The organism is Klenkia terrae (assembly GCF_900491935.1).
Lineage (GTDB): Bacteria > Actinomycetota > Actinomycetes > Mycobacteriales > Geodermatophilaceae > Klenkia > Klenkia terrae.
The window spans coordinates 3033560-3050888 of sequence record NZ_UEXK01000004.1 but is presented as its reverse complement, the minus strand read 5'-3'; the positions used below and the strand labels follow the sequence as shown (position 1 = coordinate 3050888).

Here is a 17329-nt window from a genome sequence, read left to right as displayed (position 1 = left end):
GCGCGCCATCGTCGCCGGGTGACCGACGACGTGCAGTCCCGGACCGCGGCCAACCGGACCTCCCTGGCGGACCTCTGCGCCGGGCTGACCGACGCCGAGCTCGACACGCCCAGCCTGTGCGCGGGGTGGCGGTGCCGGGACGTGCTGGGGCACCTCGCAATGGCCCTCGAGCTGTCGTTCCCGCGCTTCCTCCTCGAGGTGGTGCGCGACCGCGGCCGGGCATCGCGGACCTCGTTCCGCGTGGCCCGCGCGTTCGGTGACCGGCCGACCGCCGAGCTCGTCAGCATCCTGCGGGAGCACAGCGGGGACGTCGTCTCCCCGCCCGGGATCGGCCCGCTGGGCCCCTTCACCGACTCCTGCATCCACCTGCGCGACATCGCCCTGCCGCTCGACATGCCCAGCACGCCGCCCTACGACGACTGGGTGCGGGCGCTGGACTTCCTGGTGACGCCGCGCGCGGTGCGGGCCGGGTTCGTGGCCCGTGGCCGCCTCGCCGGTCTCCACCTGGTCGCCGACGACGGCTGGTCCTGGGGCGCCGGGGCCGACGTCACCGGCCCTGCCGAGGCGCTCGCGCTGGCGGTCAGCGGCCGTCCGGTGGCCCTGGCCGACCTGGCCGGGGACGGAGTGCCCGTGCTCCGCGACCGCCTGGTCCGCGGCTGACCCAGCCGGTCACGGCGTCCGGGCGCCGTAGAGGGTGCCGAGGCCGTCGGCGGTGAGCACCCAGCGGCCCTCCCCCACCGCGGCGAACCGGACCTCGTGGGCGTCCAGGCGCTGCACCGCCCGGGTGCGCCAGGGCGCGGTCGACAGCAGCCGCAGGTCGACGTCCTCGCCGCCGTCGTCGGGCTCCACCCGCAGGACGGCGGGCCCGGCGATCCGCAGCCGACCGGTCCGCCACGGGGTGCCGGCCAGGCCGCGGGTCCAGGCGCTGACCCGCAGCAGCGACCCGGCGCCGGCCACCAGCGCGGCCAGGCCGAGCAGCACCAGCGCCACCACCGCGAGCCCGGCGAAGGGCAGCCGCTGGCCGCCCGAGGACACCGTCTGCACGGTGGCCACCCCCAGCAGGACGGCGAGCACGAGCGCGATCACCCCGCCGCCCAGCCAGCGCAGCGCCCCCGCACGGGTGGCCGCGAGGTCGGTGCGGGTGGTCGGGTCGTCCAGGGCGCCGGGCACGCGCCGATGCTGCCACCCGCGCCGCGACGTAGCGTGGATGAGATGGCCACCGACCCTCCCGCCACGCTGGCCGCGTGGCTGCGCACCCGCTCCGACGAGCAGCTGGGTGCGCTGCTGGCGCTGCGCCCCGACGTCGCCCGCCCGGCTCCCTCGGACGTCGTGGGTCTGGCCACCCGCCTGGCCGTCCCGGTCTCGGTGGACCGGGCGCTCGACGAGCTCGACGCCGGCACCCTGCAGGTGCTCGACGCCGTCCTGCTGTCCCCGACCGACGGCATGAGCCGGGCCGACCTGGCCGCCGCGCTGCCCGACGCCCCGGTGGAGGCGGCCCTGGAGCTGCTGACCGCCCGCGCCCTGCTCTGGGGCGACGACGTCGTGCACGCCCCCGAGCCGGTGCGCCGCGCCGTCCGGTTCCCCGCCGGGCTGGGCCGCCCGCGCACCCCGCCGCCGGCCGACGTCGAGGGCGACCTCGCCACGGTGGACGACGAGGAGCGCACGGTGCTGGAGGCGCTGGCGCAGGACAACCCGCTGGGCCGGCTGCCCGTCGACCACTCCACCCGGGCCGACGCCGCCGACGAGTCCCCCGCGCGGCGGCTGCTGCGCCGTGGCCTGCTCACCCGGGTCGACGCCGCCACCGTGGAGCTGCCCCGGCAGTACGGCCTGGCGCTGCGCGGCGACCGGCCCTACGGACCGACCCGCACCCGCCCCGAGCCCACCACGACCCACCGCGACCCCGAGGTCACCGACCGGCGCGCGGCCGGGGCGGCGCTGGAGGTCGTCGGCCGGGTCGGCGAGCTGCTCGCCGCCGTCGAGGAGGACCCGGCGGGCCTGCTGCGCAGCGGCGGCATGGCCATCCGTGACCAGAAGCGGCTGGCCAAGGCGCTCGGCGTCGACGAGCGCCAGGCCGCCTTCCACATCGAGGTCGCGCACGCCGCCGGCCTGCTCGACCTCGGCGGGCCGCACCGCGACGAGTGGCTGCCCAGCCGCGGCTACGACACCTGGCGCGAGCAGCCCCTGCCCGAGCGGTGGGCGCTGCTGGCCGCCGGCTGGCTGGACTCCCTGCGGGTCATCGCGCTCGTCGGCCAGCGCGACCCGGCCGGCAAGGCGGTGAACGTGCTGTCCCCCGACGTCGTCCGGCACACCGTGCCGGCGGTGCGCCGGGCGGTGCTGGCCACCCTGGGCGAGCTGCCGGCCGGGGAGGGCCTGGCCACCGACGACCTGCTGGACCTGCTGCGCTGGCAGAGCCCGCGCCGCGGCGACCGGTACACGCTGGTGCCGGCCCTGGTCGAGGAGGCCGAGCGCCTCGGGGTGGTCGTGGCCGGCCGGCTGTCGTCGGGCGGGCGCGGGCTGCTGGCCGCCGGCGAGGAGGGCGCGGCCGACGGCATGCGCGGGCTGCTGCCCGAACCGGTCGACCACGTGCTGGCCCAGCCCGACCTGTCCCTGGTCGCCCCGGGCCCGCTGGTCCCCGAGCTGGCCCGCACGCTGGCCACCGTCGCCGACGTGGAGTCCTCGGGCGGGGCCACGGTGTTCCGGGTGGACGAGGGCAGCATCCGGCGGGCGCTGGACTCGGGTTGGTCGGCGTCCGAGCTGCACGACTTCTTCGCCCGCGCCTCCCGCACCCCGGTGCCCCAGGCGCTGGACTACCTGGTCGACGACGTCGCCCGCCAGCACGGCCGGCTGCGGGTCGGGGCGATCGAGAGCTACGTGCGCAGCGACGACCACGGCCTGCTCTCCCAGGTGCTGTCGGACAAGCGGTCGGCCCCCGCCGAGCTGCGCCGGCTGGCCCCGGGTGTGCTGGTCAGCGGGTTGCCGGCCGACGAGGTGCTCGCCGTCCTGCGCACGGCGGGCTACGCCCCCGCCGGGGAGTCCGCGGGCGGCGCCGTCCTCACCCGTCCGCCGGGACGGCCCCGGGCGACCGCGCGGCCGGGCGGCCGACCCGCCGCGGGACCGCGGCCGCTGCGGGCCGAGGAGGTCGAGGCGACCGTCCGGGAGATCCGGGCCGGGGACGCCGCGCTGGCCGCCCGCCGGACCGATCCCGCCCGCCAGATCCCGGGGGTGACGACGGCGAGCACGCTGGAGCTGCTGTCCCGGGCGGTGCGCGAGCAGCTGCCGGTCTGGCTGGGCTACGTGGACGCCCAGGGCTCCGGCAGCCGGCGCACCGTCCAGCCGCTCACCCTGGGCGGTGGGTTCCTGTCCGGCTTCGACGAGGGCCGCGGCGAGGAGCGCACGTTCGCCGTCCACCGGATCACCTCCGTGGACCTCGTCGACCGGGGCTGACCCCTCCCCCGGATCCCCGCGCATACCCGGGCGGAATGCACGGTTAGGTGATCGACTTGTCCCGTTCGTTGGTACAGGCAACGAGTTGCACGGATGGTGTCGGATGGGTCGAGGAACGGTCGCGGACCGGTTGGCGACGGTGCTGGGCACCGTCCTGGGGAGCACGCAGATGCCGGTGCGGCTGCGCGGGTGGGACGGGTCGGTGGCCGGTCCTGCGGGCGCACCGGTGCTCGCCGTCCGGAACAGGCGGGCGCTGCGCCGCCTGCTGTGGTCGCCGGGGCAGCTCGGGCTGGGGCGCGCGTACGTCGCCGGCGACATCGACGTCGAGGACGACATCTTCGACACCTTCGCCGCGCTGAGCTCGGTGGGACGGCTGTCCGAGACCGGCCAGATGCGCCCGGTGACCGCCGCCGAGCGGGTGGCCCTGCTGCGCACGGTCGCGGGCCTGGGCGGGCTGGGCACCGACCCCGCGCCGCCGGCCGAGGAGGCCGACCTGGGCCGGCACGGCCTGCGGCACTCCCGCCGCCGGGACGCCGCCGCCATCGCCCACCACTACGACGTGGGCAACGACTTCTACGAGCTCGTGCTCGGTCCGTCGATGGTCTACAGCTGCGCGGTCTGGGACACCCCCGAGGTGGGCCTGGACGCAGCGCAGGAGGCCAAGCTCGACCTGGTCTGCCGCAAGCTGGGCCTCACCGAGGGCTCCCGGCTGCTCGACGTGGGCTGCGGCTGGGGCTCGATGGCCATCCACGCCGCCGGCCGGTACGGCGCGACCGTCGTGGGCATCACCATCTCCGACGAGCAGGCCACGCTGGCCCGCAAGCGGGTGGCCGAGGCCGGGCTGACCGACAAGGTCGACATCCGGGTGCAGGACTACCGGGAGATCGACGACGGCCCCTTCGACGCGATCAGCTCGATCGGCATGGCCGAGCACGTCGGCCGGGCCCGGCTGGGCACCTACGTCGACCAGCTCGCCGGGCTGCTGCGCCCCGGCGGCCGGCTGCTCAACCACGCCATCGCCTGGAACGCCGGGGAGGCCAGCTGGAGCGAGGACACCTTCATCGCCCGCTACGTCTTCCCCGACGGCGAGCTGCTCGGCCTGGGCGAGATGGTCGGCGCCATCGAGACCGGCGGCCTCGAGGTCGTCGACGTCGAGGCGCTGCGCCGGCACTACGCGCTCACCCTGCGGGCGTGGGTGCGCCTGCTCGAGGAGCACTGGGACGACGCGGTGGCTGCTAGCACCGAGGGCCGTGCCCGGGTCTGGCGGCTGTACATGGCCGCCTGCGCGCTGGCCTTCGAGGCCGGCGCGATGGGCGTGGACCAGGTGCTGGCCGTCAAGCCCGGCGGCGAGCAGCCCCCGCTGCGCCGCACCGACTGGGTCTGAGCCGCACAGAGGGTCGCCTCGCAGTCATCGGGTCGCGTCGTGACGCGGCCCGATGACTGCACGGTGACCCGCGGCACCGCCCGCGGCGGGAGCAACCTGTCGGTAGCGGTGGTTACCGTGGAGTACCTGCTCCTAGCCGAAGGACACCTGTGAGCGACGGCCCCCTGATCGTCCAGTCCGACAAGACCCTGCTGCTGGAGGTCGACCACCCGCAGAGCAAGGAGTGCCGGGCCGCGATCGCACCCTTCGCCGAGCTGGAGCGCTCGCCGGAGCACGTGCACACCTACCGGGTCACCCCCCTGGCGCTGTGGAACGCACGCGCCGCCGGCCACGACGCCGAGCAGGTCGTCGACGCCCTGGTGCGGTTCAGCCGCTACCCGGTGCCGCACGCGCTGCTGGTCGACGTCGCCGACACGATGGACCGCTTCGGCCGGCTCACGCTGGCCAACAACCCGGTGCACGGGCTGGTGCTGACCACCACCGACCGCGCCGTGCTGACCGAGGTCGCCCGGAGCAAGAAGGTCGCCCCGATGCTGGGCGCCCGGATCGACGACGACACCATCCAGGTGCACGCCTCCGAGCGCGGCCGGCTCAAGCAGGCGCTGCTCAAGGTGGGTTGGCCGGCCGAGGACCTCGCCGGCTACGTCGACGGCCAGGCGCACCCGATCGAACTCGACCAGGCCGACTGGCACCTGCGGGACTACCAGCAGGAGGCCGTCGACGGGTTCTGGGCCGGCGGGTCCGGCGTGGTCGTGCTGCCCTGCGGGGCCGGCAAGACCCTGGTCGGCGCCGCGGCGATGGCCGAGGCCAAGGCGACCACGCTGATCCTGGTCACCAACACCGTCGCCGGCCGGCAGTGGAAGCGCGAGCTCATCGCCCGCACCACGCTCACCGAGGAGGAGATCGGCGAGTACTCCGGCGAGCGCAAGGAGATCCGCCCGGTCACCATCGCGACCTACCAGGTGATCACCACCCGCCGGAAGGGCGAGTACCGGCACCTGGACCTCTTCGACGCCCAGGACTGGGGCCTGATCGTCTACGACGAGGTGCACCTGCTCCCCGCGCCGATCTTCCGGCTCGCCGCCGACCTGCAGTCCCGCCGCCGGCTGGGCCTCACGGCCACGCTGGTGCGCGAGGACGGTCGCGAGGACGACGTCTTCTCCCTCATCGGTCCCAAGCGCTACGACGCCCCGTGGCGGGACATCGAGGCGCAGGGCTACATCGCCCCGGCCGAGTGCATCGAGGTCCGGGTCGCCCTGGACGACGAGGAGCGGATGACCTACGCGGTCGCCGAGCCCGAGGAGCGCTACAAGATCGCGGCGACCGCGCAGTCCAAGATGCCGGTGATCCGCCGGATCCTGGAGCGGCACCCCGAGGAGCAGAAGCTCGTCATCGGCGCCTACCTCGACCAGCTCGAGGAGCTCGGCACCGCCCTGGACGCCCCGGTCATCCAGGGGTCCACGACGAACAAGGAGCGCGAGCGGCTGTTCGCCGCCTTCCGCACCGGCGAGATCAAGACGCTGGTGGTCTCCAAGGTCGCCAACTTCTCGATCGACCTGCCCGAGGCCGCGGTCGCCGTCCAGGTGTCGGGCACGTTCGGGTCCCGGCAGGAGGAGGCCCAGCGGCTGGGCCGGGTGCTGCGCCCCAAGGCCGACGGCCGGACGGCGCACTTCTACACCGTGGTCAGCCGGGACACCCTGGACAGCGAGTACGCCGCACACCGCCAGCGGTTCCTCGCCGAGCAGGGCTACGCGTACACGATCGTCGACGCCGCCGACCTGGCCGGCCGCGGCGAGGTCAACGGCCCCGACTGGGTCGAGCCCACCGCCGACTGACGCCGAGTGCACGACTGCGGTGGTCATCCGGGCTCCGGGACCACCGCAGTCGTGCACTCAGCGCAGCAGCTCCGGCCCGCCCACCGGCACGATGCCCTCGGCGCGGGCCCGGGCCGCCTCGTCGACGCTGACGAACACGTCGGCCTGCAGGCGGGTGACCGCCAGGTACTCGGCGACGGCGAGGTCCAGCCCGTGGTCGCGGGCGATGCCCCAGGCGGTCCAGCGGCTCACCCGGTCCCCCAGCGACCGCACCTTCAGCCGGGTCATCGCCTCGTGCTGCTCCCGGGCGGCCGCCTCGGTCAGCTCGCCCCGACCGACCGCGGCGAACAACAGCGCCAGCGCCTGCGGCCGCAGCGACTGCGGGGCCACCAGCTGGTGAGCGGGCCCGATCTCCGCACCGCCGGAGACGACGTGCAGCAGCGTCGGTGCGTCCAGCACGATCCGCGTCATGCGCGGGACCGTAGCGGCCCCGCGTGGTCTGCGGGGCCGACGGGACGGAACGGTCCAGCCCCGGCGAGACCCTGACCACAGATCATCCGCGGTGCCGGGTGAATCCGCAGGTCAGCGAGGTGCGACCGGCTCCACTACACGACGGGCGACGGCATGCCCAGGGCAACCCGGGCTGGGCGTGTCGGTCGATCCCGGGTCAAGATGGTCGACGCCATGGCCTCTCCTGCACCCGTCTACGCCGCCGGCGCACGCCCCCTCCGGGCCTGGCAGCAGCAGGCGCTGGAGCGCTACGAGGAGGAGTCCCCCAAGGACTTCCTGGTCACCGCGACCCCCGGCGCCGGCAAGACGACCTTCGCCCTGACGCTGGCCGCCCGGCTGCTGCAGCGCCGCGAGATCGCCCGCATCGTCGTCGTCGCCCCGACCGACCACCTGCGCCTGCAGTGGGCCGACGCCGCCGACCGCGCCGGCATCGTGCTGGACCCCGGCCTGACCAACGCCGTCGGCCCGGTCCGGGCGGGCACCCAGGGCTACGTGACCACCTACGCCCAGGTCGCCGGCAAGCCGATGCTGCACGCCGCCCGCTCCACCACGGTCAAGACGCTGGTCATCCTGGACGAGATCCACCACGCCGGCGACGGCCTGTCCTGGGGCGAGGCCGTCGCCGAGGCCTTCGGCAGCGCCCGTCGCCGGGTGTGCCTGACCGGGACGCCGTTCCGCACCAAGGTCGACGAGCGGATCCCCTTCGTGCGCTACGAGGAGGACACCTTCGAGGCCGACGACGGCGAGCGCGGCGTCGGCCTGGCCTCCCGCGCCGACTACACCTACGGCTACAAGGAGGCGCTGGCCGACAGCGTCGTCCGGCCCGTGGTCTTCGCCGCCTACACCGGCACCGCGCGCTGGCGGAACTCCGCCGGCGAGGTCATCGCCGCCTCGCTCACCGAGGCCGGCACCAAGAGCGTCGAGATGGCCGCCTGGCGCACCGTGCTGGACCCCAAGGGCCAGTGGGTGCCGCACGTCATCGCCGCGATGGACGAGCGGATCACCCACCTGCGCGAGCACGGCATGCCCGACGCCGCCGGGCTGGTGCTCGCCTCCGACCAGGACGACGCCCGCGCCTACGCCAAGATCGTCCGCCGGATCACCGGCAAGGCCCCCGAGCTGATCCTCTCCGACGACCCGAAGGCCTCGAAGAAGATCGAGCGGTTCGCCACCGGCTCGGCCCGGATCGCGGTCTGCGTGCGGATGGTCTCCGAGGGCGTCGACATCCCCCGGGCCGCCGTCCTGGCCTGGATGACCTCCTACCGGACGCCGCTGTTCTTCGCCCAGGCCGTCGGCCGCGTCGTCCGCGCACGGGACCCGAAGGAGTCCGCGACGGTGTTCCTCCCCGCCGTCCGGCCGCTGCTGGCGCTGGCCGCGACGATGGAGGAGCAGCGCAACCACGTCATGCCGCCGCCGCGGAAGACCGAGGAGGACCTCGAGCAGCTCGACCTGCCCGAGCGCGAGCCCCGCGAGGGCGAGCTGCAGAAGTGGGAGGCCCTGGAGGCCGACGCCCGCTTCGCCCACGTGCTGCACGGCGGGACGGCGCACACCGGCGCCGGCAACCGGCCGGCCACCCCGCTCGGGGACGACGAGGCCGAGTTCGTCGGCATCCCCGGCCTGCTCACCCCCGAGCAGACCGCCGAGCTGCTGAGCAAGCGGGACGACGAGCTGCGGCTGCGGATCGCGGCCAGCCACCGGGCCGACACCGACGAGTTCATGCTGGTCGACGAGCACCCCGAGGAGGAGACCAACGGCTGGCGGGATGCCGCCGACCTGCGCCGGGAGATCAACCGGCTGGTCTCCCGGGTCTCGGCGAAGACCTCCACCCCGCACGCGGTGGTGCACACCCAGCTGCGTCAGTCCGTGCCCGGCCCGCCGTCGGCGTCGGCGTCGGTGGACGTGCTGCGCATGCGCCGGGAGCGCCTGCGCACGATGCTCTGATCAGCCCCGGACGTCGACCTCGGACCAGTCCAGGCCGGCGAGGTTGACCACGACCGCCTCCTGGGTGGTGCGGGCGATGACGACCACCGCCTCCACGTCGGGGTCCGGGTTCTCCTCGCGGTGCGGCACCCACGGCGGCACGAACACGTAGTCCCCCGGCGCGGTCTGCACCACCCGCTCCACCGGCTCGTCGCCCTCGAGGTCGAGGAACACGAACCGCGGCGTGCCCGAGACGACGTAGATCGCGGTCTCCGACGCCCCGTGGTGGTGGTTGCCCGAGTTCGTCGCGCCGGGCACGTGGGTCTGCCCCATCCACAGGTTGCGGGCCCCGACCGTCGTCCCGCTGATCGCCTCCCGCCGGCGCATCCCGCTGGTCTGCGCGGTGCCGCCCACCAGCCCGGACGGCGCCACGTGGTGCAGCACCCGGTGGAACGGGTCGATCGAGGCGGGCACGAGCACCCCGCTGGGACTGCGGACCAGGTCGTCGGGCACCCCTCCACCCTGGCCCCTCCCGGCGGGGACCACCAGGGGGATCAGGGCCGGTCGAGCCGGCCGGCCTCCGGCGGCACCACGACGGCGCCGGCCGGGACGTCGCTGCGCACCACCGCGCCGGCGCCGACCACCGCGCCGTCGCCCACGTGCACCGGGCCGACCACGACCGCACCGGCACCCAGCCGCACCCGGTCGCCGATGACCGGTTGACCCCGGCCGGTGTGGCCGACCGTCACGCCCTGGTTGACCCAGCAGTCCTCCCCCACCGACGCCGCGGTCAGCACGGTGCCGAAGCCGTGCTCGACGAACAGCCCGGGCCCGACGTGCGGGGCGCCGATGTGCAGCGTGGGCAGCGGCGGGTAGGCCCGGCGCAGCAGCCAGCGGAGGACGGCCGGCAGCGGGGTGAGCCGGTAGTGCACCACGGAGCGGAACTCCGGGGGGTGCACCACCAACCGGCCGAACCGGGCCCGCGGCGACAGCCCCGACCACGCCGGCCGGGGCAGGCACTCGGCGAACCTGTCGGCGTCGCGGCGGAGGTACGGCCCGGCCGCGGCGCGCTCGACGACCCACCACAGCGGGGCGGTCAGCACCCGGCTCACGGCAGCAGTCCCCGCTCGGCGGCGATCGCCACGGCCTCGGTCCGCCCGGAGGCGCCCAGCTTCGCCAGCACCCGGGACAGGTGCACGCTGGCGGTCTTCTCGCTGATGTAGAGCGCCGCGCCGACCTGCCGGTTGGTCATCCCCCGGGCGACCAGCGCGAGCACCTCGGCCTCGCGCGGGGTGAAGACCGCCGCCGGGTCGGCGACCCGCACGCCGGGCAGGCCGAGGTCCAGCCGGCCGCGCCGGGCCAGCGCCTCGACCCGCGCGCGCAGCGGCCGGGCACCCAGCTGCTGCGCCACCGCGTGCGCGTCCCGGGCGGCGTCGAGCGCCGCCTCCCGGTCACCGGCCGCCAGCAGCGCCTCGGCCTCCCGGGCCCGGCTGCGGGCGCGCTCGTGCACGTCGCGGCCGTCGAACGCGGCGACGACGGCCGCCCACGCCGCAGGGTCGACCCGGCCGTGCAGCCGGCCGCGCTCGGCGTCCAGCCGCAGGGCCCATGCCCGGCCCTCCCACAGCACCGGGCCCACGTGCTCGGCGAAGACGGCCTGCGCCTCGTCGGCGAGCTCGGCCAGCCGCTCGCCGGTCTGCACCCACCGGTCGGCGGTCGCGGCGTCGCCGGTGGCCCGCGCGGCGGCCGCAGCGTCGGCCACCGTGCCCACGCACAGCGCGACGAGCCGGACGGCGACGAGGAAGTCCAGCGGCCACACCTCGCGCACCCGCCGGACGGTGCGCTCGGTGACCGCGACCGCCGCCGCGGCGTCCCCGCGCCAGCCGGCCAGCTCCACCCCCGCGCTGCCGGCCGACAGCAGCAGGCTGGCTCGCCCCATCCGCTGGGCCACCGCCTCGGCCTGCTCCACCTGCTCGGTCAGCCCGTCCTCGCCCCGGGCGATCGCCACGTGCAGCCCGGCGACCCGGACGTGCGCGGCGGTGTCGGGCACCCGGCCCAGCTCCTCGGCCGCGGCCCGCGCACCGTCCCAGTCACCGGCCCCGATCCGGACGAGCACCTGCAGGAAGCGCAGCTCGGCCGGGTAGTAGCTCCACTCCACGCCCAGCTCGTGGGCGCGGCGCACGGCCGGGTCGATCCAGCCCGCGGCCGCGGCCAGGTCGCCGTCCTCGTAGGCGGCCGAGGCCAGGTTGAACGCCGCCCGCATCTCCACGTCGGGGTCCCCGGCCCGGCGGGCGCGGGCCAGCGCCTCGGTGAGCCGGGCGGTGCGGGTGCCCGGGTCGCCGCCGCCGGTCATCCGGGCCAGCGAGATGACGGTGTCCGACCACGCGTCCTCCAGGCCCAGCGCCTCGGCGCCCTGCAGCGCCTCCCGGGCGGCCTGCTCGCCGATGTCGTCCTGCCCGCCGGCGGCCCAGGCGGTGCGCGCCCGGGTGGCCAGCGCCCAGACCCGGTCGGGCCCCAGGGGCTCGACGGGGGCCAGCTCGACGGCCCGCTCGGCGGCCTCGACCGCGCCGGGGACGTCGTCCAGGCGGAGCAGCAGCTGGGCCAGCCGGTGGTGCACCCGGGCGGCGAGCGCGGCGTCGGGGCGGCCGGCCACCAGGTCCCGGGCGGCCCGCAGCAGCGAGGCCCCGCGGTGCAGCTCCCCCGCCGAGCGGGCCTGGGCGGCGGCGCGCAGCAGCAGGCCGACCTCGCCGTCGGGGACCGCGGCGTGCTGGCCGGGCACCGCGGGCCAGAGGGTGAGCGCGCTCTCCAGCTGCTGCAGCGCCTCGGCCGGCGCGCCGACCGCGGCGGCCTCGTCGGCGGCCTGCAGCGCGGCGGCGAAGGCGGCCGGCAGGTCGTTGCTCCCCCGGGCGTGGTGGGCGAGCTCGGCGGCGGTGCCGGTGCCGTCGGCGCGCAGCCGGGCGGCCACCGCGGCGTGCAGCCGGGTCCGCTCGCCGGGCAGCAGGTCGGCCAGCACCGCCTCGCGCAGCAGGGCGTGCCGGAACCGGTAGCGCCCGTCGGGGTCCACGACGAGCAGGTGCCGGGACACCGTCTCCCCCACCGCGGCGTCCAGTGCCGGGCCGTCGAGCCCGGCGACCGCGGCGAGCAGGGCGTGCGGGACCCGGCGGCCGGCGACGGCGGCCACCCGCAACACCTGCTGGGCGGCCTCGCCCAGCTCCTCGACCCGGGTCAGCAGCACCTCGGTGAGCCCCAGCGGCAGCGCGCCGCCGCGGACCCCGGCGGCCAGCAGCTCCTCGGCGTAGAACGCGTTGCCCTCGGCCCGGGAGACCACGTCGGCGACGACGCCCTCGGCGACCCCGCCGTCGCCGGCGGCCACGGCGCGGACCAGGTCGGCCATCTCGGCGTCCGGCAGCGGGGCCCGGTCCAGCCGCTCGACGCCGGGCAGGCGGGCCAGCTCGGCCAGCAGCGGGCGCAGCGGGTGCCGGCGGTGCAGGTCGTCGCTGCGGTAGCTGGCCAGCAGGGCCACCGGCTCGTCGACGAGGCGGGCCAGCAGGTAGCGCAGCAGGTCGCGACTGGACCGGTCGGCCCAGTGCAGGTCCTCCAGCACCAGCAGCAGCGGCTGCTCGGCGGCGAGCTCGCCGAGCAGGCCGGCCACGCCCTCGAACAGCTGGAGCCGGTCGTCGGCGCCCTCGGGGCGGGCCGCGGCGCCGGGCGCGGCCAGCAGCGGGGCCACCGCGGGACGGCGGGCGGCCGCCGGCGGCTCCTCGCGCAGCGGGCGCAGCAGGTCCACGAAGGGCAGGTAGGGCAGCCCGACGTCGCCGAGGTCCAGGCAGTGCCCGGTGAGCACCCGGACGCCGCAGGCACCGGCGTGCCGGGCGACCTCGGTGAGCAGCCGGCTCTTGCCCACCCCGGCGTCCCCGGCGACGAGCACCGCCGACGGTCGGCCCTCGCGGGCACGGTCGACGGAGGCGGTCAGCCGGGACAGCTCCCCGGCCCGCCCGACGAGCGCACCCTCGACCCACTGCGGCACGTCGGCGATGGTGGCACGGCCCTCCGACACGGGCGGCTCAGCGACGGCGCAGCCGCCAGGGCCGCCGCTGCCCGGGCGGGGTGCGCCGGCGCAGGGCGCCCAGCTGCTCGCGCCGCCAGGCCAGCTCGGCCTCGGTCCCGGATCCCCAGTAGCTGTCCACGGTGTGCTCCTCGTCGTCCGTCGGTGGTGCGGTGACGGTGACGCTCGGCCTGAGGGGGGCCCTCGGGCATGGGGTGGTCACGTCGTCCTGCACCGGGACGGCGACTGAGGGGGTGCGGCAGGCTGGGGTCGTGCTCCCCGTCGTGCCGCCGTCCGTGACCACCGCGCTGCTCGTCGTCGGCGTCCTGCTGATGGCCACCGGCGCCGGCCTGGTCGTCCTGCGGGTGCGGCGCACCGCGGCCTGGGTGCCGGCCCGGGGCGAGGTGACCGGGTACCGGCAGACCAACGGGCAGTCCTTCCCCGTCGTCCGGTTCACCACCCGGGAGGGCCAGGTGGTGACCGCCACCCAGTCCACGACCGTGGACGTCGGGGTGTACCCGACCGGGGGCCCGGTCGCCGTCCGCTACGACCCGGAGCGGCCGGAGCGGTTCGTCCGGGACGGCGGCCTGCGGATCGGGCTGCTCGGCCCGGTGCTGGACGTGCTCGGCGTGCTGCTGGTGGCCGCCGGGGTCGTGCTGGCCTGACCCCGGCGGCGCCCGCTCAGCGCAGCTCGGTGCCCTTGGTCTCCTTGAGGCCGAGGATGACGGCGAAGGCGATCGCGGCGGCGACGGCCACGTAGACGAAGAAGAACACCGGGTGCCCCGCGTCGGACAGCGCGGTGATCACCAGCGGTGCCGTACCGCCGAACAGCGCGACCGTGAGGTTGTACCAGGAGCCGATCCCGGTGGCCCGCAGCTCCGTGGGGAACAGCTCGCTCATCACCGCCGGCGCCAGCGACGCCATCATCGCGTAGAGGCCCAGCCCGACGCAGAAGACCACGATCAGCGAGAGCAGGTCGTCGCGCACCAGGAACGACAGCGGGATGATCAGCACCGCCATCGCCCCGGACCACACCAGCATCTGCGGCTTGCGGCCGACCCGGTCCGACAGCGCACCGAACGGGTAGCAGAGCGCGACGAACAGCGCGGTGCCGATGCTGAGGGCGATGAAGACCTGGTTGCCGTCGGCCCCGCGGAAGTTGATGGCGAACGGGGTCAGCGCGGAGAAGAACGTGTAGTAGCTCAGCGTGGACAGCAGGGTGAAGGCGCACAGCTGCAGCACCGCCCGCGGGTGCTCCTTGATGGTCTGCATCAGCGGGTTCTTGGTGGCCCGGGCCTTGGCGGCGTTCTCCTCGAACTGGTCGGTCTCGACCAGCGAGCGGCGCAGCCACAGGCCCACGAAGCCCAGCAGCCCGCCGGTGGCGAACGCGATCCGCCAGCCGTAGGCCTGCAGCTGGTCCTCGCTGAGCACCGTGGTGAGCAGGACGCCCAGCAGCGAGGCCAGCAGCAGCGCCGTGCCGGTGGAGATGTAGAAGAAGGCCGAGTAGCGGCCGCGGCGGGCCGGCGGGGCGATCTCGGCGAGGTAGGCCGAGGCGTTGGAGACCTCGCCGCCCAGCGACATGCCCTGCGCGATGCGGGCCAGCAGCAGCAGGACCGGGGCGAACCAGCCCACCTGCTCGTAGGTCGGCAGGATCGCGATCACCAGGGACCCGCCGGCCATCAGCAGGATCGTGACCAGCATGCCGGCCTTGCGGCCCTTGAGGTCGGCGAACCGGCCGAGCACGTAGCCGCCGAGCGGGCGGAAGAAGAACGCCAGCGCATAGGTCGAGGTCGCGCCGATCAGCGCGAGCGCGTCGTTCTCGGCGGGGAAGAACTGGCCGGCGAAGTAGACGACGAACGTCGCGTAGACGGTCCAGTCGAACCACTCCACGGCGTTGCCGATGCTGGCCGAGACCAGGGTCTTGACCGGCAGCTTGTGCTCGGCCTCGCGTGCGACGGTGCTGGTCACGGGGTCCTCCGTCGGGGCGGCGCTGGGACCTGCGTCACGTTAGCGATCACGGTCCCAGCGCGCTCACCGAGCACCCACAGGTGGATCAGGTCAGGCGGTAGTCCGCGTCGTCGTCCACCGCGTCGTCATCGTCGTCGTCGTCGTCCTGCGGCTCCGGGACGGCCTGGTCGGTGCCCTCGTCGTAGCTGCCGTTGCCGTTCGTGTCCGCGACCAGGGTCGCGGTGATCTCGGTGCCGTCGTCGTCGTCCGTGGCCGGCGGGACCGGGGTGTCCAGGTCGACCCGGACGTCGGTGCTGGTGCCGGCGGGCACCTCGGCCGAGCCCAGCAGCTGCCCGGGCCCGGCCTGGTCGTCGTCCAGCGTGACGACGACGAAGCCGTCCTCGACGGCGGTCACCGAGGCCACCTGCACGGTGGCCCCGTCGCCGGTCTGGTCCTGCAGCTGCAGCGCGGCGGCCGCGCTGCTGCCGCCGTCGACCGCGGGGGCGGAGGCGTTCGAGGACGAGGACGGGCCGCCGGCGGTGCCCGAGGTCGCGGCGCCGCGGACGTCGTCGTCGGAGCCGCAGGCGGGGAGGAGGGCGACCGCGGCGACGGCGGGCAGGGCGAGCAGGAGGCGTCGTGTGGTCATGGCAGGGATGCTGCCCGTGGACCGGGAGGCACCCATGAGGTCCGGATGAGAGCTGTCTCATCCAGATCCCGAGGCGTACGTCCTGGTGGGCGGGGCATGCTCCGCACCGAGAACTGCCGACGAGAGGACCACCGTGCCCGAGAACGGGACGACCGACCGCAAGTCCCCACCCACCGTCTTCGTGCTGTTCGGGGCCACCGGCGACCTCGCGCGCCGCATGGTGCTGCCCGCCTTCTTCCAGCTCGCCCAGCACGGCCTGCTGCCCCCGGACTGGCGGCTGATCGGCAGCGGCCGCGGCGAGCGCTCCGACGACGACTTCGTCGAGCACGTGCGCGGGGCCCTGGAGGAGTTCGGGCCCTCCCCGGACGACGGCCCCTGGGACGAGTTCGCCGCCCGGCTGCGGTTCGCCGGCGGCGGCTTCACCGTCGAGGACCCCGGTCAGCTGCTGGACGCGGTCTCCGCGGCGCGCGAGGACCTGGGCGAGGAGTCCCAGCTCGTGCACTACCTGTCGCTGCCGCCCAAGAACTTCCTGGACTACACCAAGGCGCTGGGCGAGCACGACCTCGCCGAGGGCTCCCGCGTGGTCTACGAGAAGCCCTACGGCGCCTCGCCCGACGGCTTCCGCGAGCTCGACGAGGTCGTGCACTCGGTGTTCGACGAGCAGCAGGTCTTCCGGATCGACCACTTCCTGGGCAAGGAGGGCACCCAGGACCTGCACGTGCTGCGCTTCGCCAATGGCCTCTTCGAGCACGTCTGGAGCCGGGAGCACGTCGCCCAGGTGCAGATCGACGTGCCCGAGGACCTCGACGTCGCCGACCGGGCCGACTTCTACGACGGCACCGGCGCCACCCTGGACATGCTGGTCACCCACCTGTTCCAGGTCGCTGCCGAGGTGGCCATGGAGCCCCCGGTCAGCTTCGCCGCCGACGACATCCTCGCCGCCCGGGAGTCCGTGCTGGCCGCCTTCCGGCCGTTGGCGCCCGAGGACGTCGTCCTGGGCCAGTTCGACGGCTACCGCGACCTGGACGGCGTCCCGGACGACAGCACCACCGACACCTTCGTGGCCGCGCGGCTGTTCATCGACTCCGGCCGCTGGCGCGGCGTGCCGTTCATCCTGCGCACCGGCAAGCGGATGGCGGCCAAGGAGCAGCGGGTGAGCCTGGTGCTGCACCGGCCCAAGGGCCCGGTCAACGACGTGCCGGCCAACGGCAACGTGATCTCCCTGTCGCTGGCCGGTGCCGGCGCGGTCGACATCGACGTGATGGCCAAGCGGCCCGGCCCGGACCTGGCGATGGCCCCGGCCCGGGTCTCCCTGGACCTGTCCAAGATCCCCGGCGGGGACCCGCTGCCGCCCTACGTCTCGCTGATCCACGACGTGCTCACCGGCGACCGGTCGCTGTTCACCACCAGCGAGGGCTTGGCCCAGACCTGGCGGGCCCTGCAGCCGGTGCTCGACGACCGGCCCGAGGTGCACCCGTACGAGCCGGGCTCGTGGGGCCCGGCCCAGGCGACCGCGCTGGCCGGCGAGCACGGCTGGCTCCTCGGCCAGACCGAGCAGTAGGACCCGGAACGACGAAGGCCCCCTCCGTGCGGGAGGGGGCCTTCGTCGTGCGGTGGGGTCC

The 17329-nt window shown here is 75.5% G+C and carries 15 protein-coding genes; 7 read left to right on the top strand and 8 right to left on the bottom strand.

Annotated elements, in window-relative coordinates:
* Positions 1 to 18: 18 nt before the first annotated feature.
* Positions 19 to 660: a maleylpyruvate isomerase family mycothiol-dependent enzyme gene (locus tag LFA75_RS15340; protein WP_225234485.1), complete on the top strand. Its 642-nt coding sequence runs from the start codon at positions 19 to 21 to the stop codon at positions 658 to 660.
* A 9-nt stretch (positions 661 to 669) separates the two neighbouring features.
* On the opposite strand, the gene LFA75_RS15335 is transcribed toward LFA75_RS15340, so the two are convergent.
* Complete coding sequence (locus LFA75_RS15335; RefSeq protein ID WP_225234484.1) at positions 670 to 1170, bottom strand: hypothetical protein; 501 nt, start codon at positions 1168 to 1170, stop codon at positions 670 to 672.
* A gap of 42 nt (positions 1171 to 1212) precedes the next feature.
* Between LFA75_RS15335 and LFA75_RS15330 the strand changes: the two genes are divergently transcribed.
* From LFA75_RS15330 to LFA75_RS15320, 3 genes are all read left to right on the top strand, one after another.
* The gene (locus LFA75_RS15330; RefSeq protein ID WP_225234483.1) at positions 1213 to 3444 is read left to right on the top strand and encodes a helicase C-terminal domain-containing protein; all 2232 of its coding nucleotides are present in this window, start codon (positions 1213 to 1215) and stop codon (positions 3442 to 3444) included.
* Between the two features lie 103 nt (positions 3445 to 3547).
* Positions 3548 to 4828: an SAM-dependent methyltransferase gene (locus LFA75_RS15325; protein WP_225234482.1), complete on the top strand. Its 1281-nt coding sequence runs from the start codon at positions 3548 to 3550 to the stop codon at positions 4826 to 4828.
* A gap of 149 nt (positions 4829 to 4977) precedes the next feature.
* Entirely contained in the window at positions 4978 to 6663 is a 1686-nt protein-coding gene (locus LFA75_RS15320) for a DNA repair helicase XPB (RefSeq protein WP_225234481.1), read from the top strand.
* Between the two features lie 57 nt (positions 6664 to 6720).
* Here LFA75_RS15320 and LFA75_RS15315 read toward each other — a convergent pair whose 3' ends face one another.
* Positions 6721 to 7113 (bottom strand): hypothetical protein, encoded by a 393-nt coding sequence (locus LFA75_RS15315; RefSeq protein WP_225234480.1) that lies wholly within the window; start codon positions 7111 to 7113, stop codon positions 6721 to 6723.
* Between the two features lie 213 nt (positions 7114 to 7326).
* On the opposite strand from LFA75_RS15315, the gene LFA75_RS15310 reads away from it, so the two are divergent.
* Positions 7327 to 9093 carry a DEAD/DEAH box helicase gene (locus LFA75_RS15310; RefSeq protein WP_225234479.1) on the top strand — a complete coding sequence of 589 codons (1767 nt, stop codon included), beginning with the start codon at positions 7327 to 7329 and terminating at the stop codon, positions 9091 to 9093.
* Here the strand turns inward: LFA75_RS15310 and LFA75_RS15305 are convergent, their stop codons facing one another.
* The 4 genes from LFA75_RS15305 to LFA75_RS23875 are packed head-to-tail and all read right to left on the bottom strand — an operon-like array spanning position 9094 to position 13256.
* Positions 9094 to 9585 (bottom strand): cupin domain-containing protein, encoded by a 492-nt coding sequence (locus tag LFA75_RS15305; RefSeq protein ID WP_225234478.1) that lies wholly within the window; start codon positions 9583 to 9585, stop codon positions 9094 to 9096.
* A gap of 41 nt (positions 9586 to 9626) precedes the next feature.
* Positions 9627 to 10184: a DapH/DapD/GlmU-related protein gene (locus LFA75_RS15300; RefSeq protein ID WP_225234477.1), complete on the bottom strand. Its 558-nt coding sequence runs from the start codon at positions 10182 to 10184 to the stop codon at positions 9627 to 9629.
* A complete protein-coding gene (locus tag LFA75_RS15295; protein ID WP_225234476.1) occupies positions 10181 to 13096 on the bottom strand; it encodes a helix-turn-helix transcriptional regulator in 2916 nt (971 codons plus the stop codon). Before LFA75_RS15295 ends, LFA75_RS15300 begins: the two co-directional genes overlap by 4 nt.
* Before the next feature lie 37 nt (positions 13097 to 13133).
* Entirely contained in the window at positions 13134 to 13256 is a 123-nt protein-coding gene (locus LFA75_RS23875) for a hypothetical protein (RefSeq protein WP_263639381.1), read from the bottom strand.
* A gap of 130 nt (positions 13257 to 13386) precedes the next feature.
* Here LFA75_RS23875 and LFA75_RS15290 point away from each other — a divergent pair, with 130 nt between their 5' ends.
* Positions 13387 to 13779, top strand: coding sequence for a DUF3592 domain-containing protein (locus LFA75_RS15290; RefSeq protein WP_225234475.1), 393 nt, complete (start codon positions 13387 to 13389; stop codon positions 13777 to 13779).
* Positions 13780 to 13795: 16 nt separating this feature from the next.
* On the opposite strand, the gene LFA75_RS15285 is transcribed toward LFA75_RS15290, so the two are convergent.
* Both LFA75_RS15285 and LFA75_RS15280 read right to left on the bottom strand, forming a co-directional pair.
* On the bottom strand, positions 13796 to 15082 hold the full coding sequence (locus tag LFA75_RS15285; RefSeq protein ID WP_225234474.1) for an MFS transporter: 1287 nt from the start codon (positions 15080 to 15082) through the stop codon (positions 13796 to 13798).
* Between the two features lie 85 nt (positions 15083 to 15167).
* On the bottom strand, positions 15168 to 15707 hold the full coding sequence (locus LFA75_RS15280) for a DUF7282 domain-containing protein (RefSeq protein WP_225234473.1): 540 nt from the start codon (positions 15705 to 15707) through the stop codon (positions 15168 to 15170).
* A gap of 133 nt (positions 15708 to 15840) precedes the next feature.
* Between LFA75_RS15280 and LFA75_RS15275 the strand changes: the two genes are divergently transcribed.
* A complete protein-coding gene (locus LFA75_RS15275; RefSeq protein ID WP_225234472.1) occupies positions 15841 to 17268 on the top strand; it encodes a glucose-6-phosphate dehydrogenase in 1428 nt (475 codons plus the stop codon).
* Positions 17269 to 17329: the final 61 nt, after the last annotated feature.

Bases quoted from the DNA above. Each gene is read 5' to 3' on its own strand.
- LFA75_RS15330 (WP_225234483.1), top strand. From the start codon at position 1,213: ATGGCCACCGACCCTCCCGCCACGCTGGCCGCGTGGCTGCGCACCCGC.
- LFA75_RS15325 (WP_225234482.1), top strand. From the start codon at position 3,548: ATGGGTCGAGGAACGGTCGCGGACCGGTTGGCGACGGTGCTGGGCACC.
- LFA75_RS15315 (WP_225234480.1), bottom strand. From the start codon at position 7,113: ATGACGCGGATCGTGCTGGACGCACCGACGCTGCTGCACGTCGTCTCC.
- LFA75_RS15310 (WP_225234479.1), top strand. From the start codon at position 7,327: ATGGCCTCTCCTGCACCCGTCTACGCCGCCGGCGCACGCCCCCTCCGG.
- LFA75_RS15280 (WP_225234473.1), bottom strand. From the start codon at position 15,707: ATGACCACACGACGCCTCCTGCTCGCCCTGCCCGCCGTCGCCGCGGTC.